This window comes from Massilia phosphatilytica (genome assembly GCF_977014125.1).
Genome location: NZ_CDRNIL010000142.1, coordinates 1 through 6,060 on the forward strand (window position 1 = coordinate 1; position 6,060 = coordinate 6,060).

Here is a 6,060-nt window from a genome sequence, read left to right on the forward strand (position 1 = left end):
CGTGGTGGAGACGGTGTACGTAGGATGGCATGTTAGGAAGTAAGAACTACAGGGTATGGGCTGCGGTGCGAGGATTCCTCGATGCGCAGGCGGACCAGGTGCCTCGGCCGGGACGTGCCGATGCCCTGCGCCTTGTCGTCGGCGCCGTCACGTGACCTTGCCGGCGATCGGCATTGTTTGAATTTTTCATCAGCGACAGGTAGATTTCCGTCGCCACGGCTTGTCGGGACGTGTCGGTTTGTTCTGCAATTTTCAAAGCACTGCATCGCTTCGTCCTTTTCGTGGCCTGTACACCGCCGCAAAGTGGAGACCGTAATCAAGAACAACACTGTCTCCACAAAACAAGTTTCGGAGACAAGGGGGTGATCGGCCCACCGCGTGTTGTTTGTCGATTTGATTACCTACAAGGCTACAGTGCACGCGCGTCCCGGCGAGCGCCGCCAGTTCCCGCTGATACCTCGGATACCGGATCACCCCGGAAAGCTTGTACCAAAAGCATCATCACCACAGCGCACCCGCCGCCGCCACGCGCACGAGGGATGCGCAGCGGTGCCTTGCTCCGGCACTGCGCAACGCGGCGTCGACGCTCGGCTGCTGAGTATCTGCAGCAGGCCGTCGCTTGTCCGCCAGCGGGGCGCCGCCTGCTCGCGCAGCCAGCCGTCGCATCGTCGTCACGCCTGCGCCGCGCCGACCGCCACCCGGGAAGGGCGGAACTTGCGGCAGCGCGACAGGTATCGCAGCAGCCGTCGGACATCGCGACAGGAAGCACGGCGGCGGCTCCTCGAGCAGCGCTTCTTACAATGCGTTCGAGCAGGCCCTGGCGGTGCGTCGAGATGTTCATGAAATTCGGCCAGCGCGCGCACCTCGATGTTGGATTTCTGTCTTCGGCCGGCGAGGGCGAGGACGCGCCGGCCGAAGACAAGAAATCCAAATCGAAGACGGCGTCGAAAGAGATCAAGATCGAGCAGGTGCGCGCGCTGGCCGATTTCATGAACATCTCGACGCACCGCCAGGGCCTGCGCGTCGTCGTGCTGTACCCGGCGGAAAGCCTGAACATGCCGTCGTCGAACGCGTTGTTGAAGACGCTCGAGGAGCCGCCGCCGGGCACCGTGTTCCTGCTCGCATCGAACGGCCTGGACCGGCTGCTGCCGACGATCCTGTCGCGCTGCCGCAAGTTCGCGTTGCCCATGCCCGACCACGCCGAGGCGCTGGCGTGGCTGCAGGCGCAGGGCGTGACCGATGCGGACGGCTGGCTGCGCGAGCAGGGCGGCGCCCCGCTGGCGGCGCTGGCCCAGGCCGAGACGGGCAGCCGCGACGAGCTCGACGGCCTGCTGCAGATACTCGCGCAGCCGAGCGTCGACGCCGCGTTGCGCAGTGCCGACAAATTGAGCAAGGCGCCGCTGGCATCCCTCGTCGCGTGGCAGCAGCGCTGGCTGTATGATGTGTTTTCGTACAAGCTTTCCGGGGTGATCCGGTATTATCCGAGGTATCAGCGGGAACTGGCGGCGCTCGCCGGACGCGTGCACGTAGCCGACTTGCTGCAGGTAATCAAATCGACGAACGAGCGCCGCGCCGTGGCCGATCACCCCTTGTCTCCGAAACTGTTTGTCGAAGACATGTTGCTTGATTACACTGCCCGCTGCGGCCCATGATGTACGGCCCATGACGAAAGGACGACGATGAGTGTTTCGCAGAACGGACCGATCAGCGGCCTGCCCGCCGATTCGAACGCGCCGCAGCCCGCGCGGCCCTCCGTGCTGTCGCTCGCCATCAAGGAAAAAGCCGCGCTGTACGCGGCCTATATGCCGTTCCTGAAAAACGGCGGCATGTTCGTGCCGACCAACAAGCCGTACAAGATTGGCGACGAAATCTACCTGATCCTGTCGCTGATGGACGACCCGAACAAATACCCGATCGCCGGCAAGGTCGCGTGGATCACGCCGGCCGGCGCCAACAACAAGGCGCAGGGCATCGGCGTGCACTTCCCGGCCGACGAGACGGGGCAGCGTGCCCGCCTGCGCATCGAAGAAATCCTCGGCGCCGCGCTGCGCTCGTCCCGCGCCACCCATACCCTGTAGTTCTTACTTCGTTTTAACATGCCGTCCTACGTACACCGTCTCGCCCGCATCGAAGACCTGCCCGTCATCGTCGACATCTACAACTCCACCATCGCATCGCGCGACGTCACGGCCGACACCGAACCGGTCACGGTCGCGTCGCGCGAAGGCTGGTTCCACGAGCACACGCCGGAACGCCGGCCGCTGTGGGTGATCCACGACGCGGCGGACACGTCGGCGGATCCGGCCGTGATCGGCTGGTGTTCGTATTCGAATTTCTACGGCCGCCCCGCGTATTCCGGCACGGCCGAGCTGTCGATCTATATCGCCGAACGCTGGCGCGGCAAGGGCGTGGGGCGTTACTGCCTGGAGCAGGCGATGGCGTTCGCGCCGAACGTCAAGGTGCATACCTTGCTCGGCTTTATCTTCGGGCACAATGCGCCGAGCCTGGCCCTGTTCCGCAAGTATGGCTTCGACACGTGGGCGAATTTCCCGCGCGTGGCCACTCTCGACGGTATCGAGCGCGACCTGATCATCCTCGGCAAGCGGGTCGCCTGACCCGCACCGCGTCGCTCCTGCGCAGGCGGGGGCAGGTCGAACCCGCGTCCGCGCAAGGTAATCGGGTCGCGGCCGGGCGCGGCGCGCCTCGCGTACAATATCGGGATGTACATCGATTCCCACTGCCACATCAATTTCCCCGAGCTCGCCGCGCGCATGCCGGAGATCCTGGCCAGGATGGCCGAGAACAAGGTCTCGCACGCGCTGTGCGTGTCCGTCGACCTCCCGGATTTCCCCGGCGTGCTCGCCCTGGCCGAGCAATATCCGCAGCATCTATGCGTCGGTCGGCGTGCATCCCGACTACGAAGACACGCCCGAACCCACGGTCGCGCAGTTGGTCGAGCTGGCCGATCACCCGAAGGTCATCGCGATCGGCGAGACGGGCCTGGATTATTACCGCCTGGAAGGCGATCTCGAATGGCAGCGCGAGCGCTTCCGCACGCACATCCGCGCGTCGCGCGAAACGCGCAAGCCGCTGATCATCCACACGCGCGCCGCCAGCGCCGACACGATCCGCATCATGCGCGAAGAGGGCGCGGGCACCGACAAGGGCGGTGTCGCCGGCGTGATGCACTGCTTCACGGAGTCGCTGGAGGTCGCGCAGGCCGCGATCGAGATGGGGTTCTACATCTCGTTTTCGGGCATCGTCACGTTCAAGAGCGCGAAGGACCTGCAGGCAGTGGCGCGGGCGCTGCCGCTGGACCGCATCCTCATCGAGACCGATTCTCCGTACCTGGCGCCCGTGCCCTACCGCGGCAAGATGAACGAGCCGGGCTACGTGGCGCACGTCGCTGAATACCTCGCGACGCTGAAGGACGTGCCGCTGCGCGAGATCGCCGACCGCACCACCGCCAATTTCTTCAACCTGTTCCAAGCCGCGAGGACCTGATCCATGATGCCCGCCAGCCCGTTGCGCCGTACCGTCCTGCGTTCGTTCGTGCTCGCCGCCGCGCTGGCCGCCGGCATCCATCCCGCGACGGCCGCGCCGGCGGACGGGCAGGCGGCCGCCCAGGTGACCGATTTCTTCCGCGCCGTGCAGATGGACGATTTCCGTACGGTGCAGTCGCTGCTGGGCAAGGTGGATCCGAACGAGGTCAATCCCATCGGCGGCGAACCGGCCCTCGTCCTCGCGGTGCGCGAAGGGGCGATGCGGGTGCTCGACGTGCTGCTGCGCCACCCGGGCACGAACGTCGACGCGCCCGCGCTGAACGGCAACACGGCCTTGATGATGGCGGCGTTCAAGAACAATCCCGCGGCGGCCGAGGCGCTGATCGAAAAGGGCGCGGCCGTGAACCGTCCCGGCTGGACGCCGCTGCACTACGCGGCCGCCAGCGGCGCCGACGACATCGCGCGCCTGCTGCTCGCGCACGGCGCCCGTATCGACGCCCAGTCGCCGCCCGCGAGCGGCAAGTACACCCCGCTGATGATGGCGGCGCGCGAAGGGCATGAGGACAGCGCGCTGTTCCTCCTCGCCCAGGGCGCCGATCCGCAACTGAAGAACGGCGAGGGCCTCACGGCGGCGCAGATCGCGCAACGGGCCGATCACGGCGCCATTGCGGCGGCGCTCGATAAGCGCGCTCGCGTTGCGCGCTGATTTTCCCCGCTGAGCGGTTCGGCGACGGGCGGCGCGGCGGCGTCCGGCGCGGCCTTCTGGGCCCGCTTCTTCGCATACATGCGCGCGTCCGCATGCATCAGCAGCGTCTCGACCTGGTCCGCATGGTCCGGGAACAGCGCGCAGCCGATGCTGGCGCCGATGTGCAGCGGCGCGCTCTGGGTCGGGACGGGCTGCGCCAGCGCGGCGCGGATCTTGTCGGCGCACCGTTCGGCGTCCCCGGGCGCCTGCAGGTCTTCCAGCAGCAGCACGAATTCGTCGCCGCCGAGGCGGGCCACGGTGTCCGACTGGCGCGCGCACTCCACCAGCCGGGCCGCGACCTCGCGCAGCAGGGCGTCGCCGGCGGCGTGGCCGTGGCGGTCGTTGACCTGCTTGAAATCGTCGACGTCCACGTACAGCAGCCCGAGCCGCGACTGGCAGCGCCGCGCCCGCGCGACGGCCGTGCGGATGCGGTCGAAGAACAGGCGCCGGTTCGGCAATCCCGTCAGCTCGTCGTAGCAGGCCGAGCGCATCAGGTCGTCGTGCAGGCGCTTGCGTTCCAGCGCCAGGCCGACCTGCGCCGCGACGAAGTGCAGCAGGCTGCGGTCGGCCGGCGAATAGCCGGTGCCGGCGCGGTCGCGCAGCAGCAGGGCGCCGATGGTGCCGGCCGGGCCTTTCAGTTCGACCAGGAGCCAGGTGTTCAGGCGGCCGCCGGCGACGTGGCGGACGGCATCCGGCGCCAGCGCGTCCGGAGACGACGCGGTCGCGCGCCAGCGCGTGAGGCAGGCGCGCGACGGCAGCCGGCTGCGCGCGTCGTGGTCGCGCTGGTAGATCACCTTGAAGCCCTGCTGCGGCGTCGGGTCCGTGACGACGACCATCCCGGGCGCGCCGACCAGCCGGTCGAGGATGCCGTGGATCTCGCCGCACAGCCCGGCCAGGTCGCATGCCTGGTAGGCGGCTTCGGAAATGGCGTAGGTCGCGGCCTGGCGCCGCTCGGCGCGCTTGCGCAGGCTGATGTCGCGCGCGACGCCCAGGCGCAGGCCCTGGTCGGCGATCCAGCGCGCCGACCACATGATGTCGACCCAGTGGCCATCCTTGTGCAGGTAGCGGTTTTCGAAGCCGATGCGGTCCTGGCCGGCCAGCACGCGCGCGCCCTGGGTGATGGTGGCGTCGCGGTCGTCGGGGGCGACGAAATCGAGGATGCGTTGCCCGATCATCTCGGTCGGCCGGTAGCCGAGCATGCGCTCGCAGCCCGCGCTGACGTCGACGATGATGCCGCACCGGTCCACCAGGAAGACGACATCCAGCAGGAGGTCGGCGATATTCGTCGAGAGAGAACGGATCGAATGGACCATGGCGGCCGGCGGTGGTGACGGATGACGGGAAAATCCTAACATTACGTTGCGGAAAATTGCCAATATTATTTGCCAACGCGTCCGGGGATGTCCGATCGATCCGACAAACTGGGCGGAGAATCCCCGTCAGCTCCACGCATCAGTTGCTTCCGGGCATGCACATAATGCAGCCTGAGATCAACAATGGCACCGGCGGCACCGCGGGCCCGACAACGAGGACACAATGCTGAACGAACGCGAAATCGAGAGCTGCTACCTGGGGCAGTTCATTCCGGTCCACTACCATCACAACATGCTGCTGGATCACAACCGCATGCACAGCTTCAAGTCGGCCATCTATCACGCGGTCAAGCCGGGCATGAAGGTGCTGGAACTGGGCGGCGGCACCGGTGCTGGATCATCGCAACCGACTCGCTGCCGTTTGAACCTTAGGTGCTGGATCATCCAACTAACTCCTCCGTTTTAACCTTAGCAATACGTAACTGAACGAGCTACATAA

General features: G+C 66.6%; 6 protein-coding genes and 2 pseudogenes. 6 read left to right on the forward strand and 2 right to left on the reverse strand.

All coding sequences use genetic code 11. The annotated features are described in order from the left end of the window. Nucleotides 1-501 precede the first annotated feature (501 nt). Nucleotides 502-675, reverse strand: a complete 174-nt coding sequence (locus ACWNCF_RS05025; protein WP_449406248.1) for a hypothetical protein — start codon at nt 673-675, stop codon at nt 502-504. A gap of 164 nt (nt 676-839) precedes the next feature. Here ACWNCF_RS05025 and ACWNCF_RS05030 point away from each other — a divergent pair, with 164 nt between their 5' ends. The 5 genes and pseudogenes from ACWNCF_RS05030 to ACWNCF_RS05050 all read left to right on the forward strand — a co-directional run bounded on the left by ACWNCF_RS05030 (nt 840) and on the right by ACWNCF_RS05050 (nt 4,209). Then, nucleotides 840-1,652 carry a DNA polymerase III subunit delta' gene (locus ACWNCF_RS05030; RefSeq protein WP_449406253.1) on the forward strand — a complete coding sequence of 271 codons (813 nt, stop codon included), beginning with the start codon at nt 840-842 and terminating at the stop codon, nt 1,650-1,652. A 27-nt stretch (nt 1,653-1,679) separates the two neighbouring features. After that, on the forward strand, nt 1,680-2,078 hold the full coding sequence (locus ACWNCF_RS05035; RefSeq protein ID WP_449406249.1) for a PilZ domain-containing protein: 399 nt from the start codon (nt 1,680-1,682) through the stop codon (nt 2,076-2,078). Nucleotides 2,079-2,096: 18 nt separating this feature from the next. Then, on the forward strand, nt 2,097-2,615 hold the full coding sequence (locus tag ACWNCF_RS05040) for an N-acetyltransferase family protein (protein ID WP_449406250.1): 519 nt from the start codon (nt 2,097-2,099) through the stop codon (nt 2,613-2,615). A 105-nt stretch (nt 2,616-2,720) separates the two neighbouring features. Then, nucleotides 2,721-3,504, forward strand: a pseudogene (locus ACWNCF_RS05045) (TatD family hydrolase). Between the two features lie 3 nt (nt 3,505-3,507). Then, nucleotides 3,508-4,209 carry an ankyrin repeat domain-containing protein gene (locus tag ACWNCF_RS05050; RefSeq protein ID WP_449406251.1) on the forward strand — a complete coding sequence of 234 codons (702 nt, stop codon included), beginning with the start codon at nt 3,508-3,510 and terminating at the stop codon, nt 4,207-4,209. Here the strand turns inward: ACWNCF_RS05050 and ACWNCF_RS05055 are convergent. Continuing rightward, nucleotides 4,158-5,561: a diguanylate cyclase domain-containing protein gene (locus tag ACWNCF_RS05055; RefSeq protein WP_449406252.1), complete on the reverse strand. Its 1,404-nt coding sequence runs from the start codon at nt 5,559-5,561 to the stop codon at nt 4,158-4,160. The genes ACWNCF_RS05050 and ACWNCF_RS05055 overlap by 52 nt on opposite strands. 223 nt (nt 5,562-5,784) lie before the next feature. Here ACWNCF_RS05055 and ACWNCF_RS05060 point away from each other — a divergent pair. Beyond that, a pseudogene (locus ACWNCF_RS05060) lies at nt 5,785-5,952 on the forward strand (methyltransferase domain-containing protein); the annotation flags it as partial. Nucleotides 5,953-6,060: the final 108 nt, after the last annotated feature.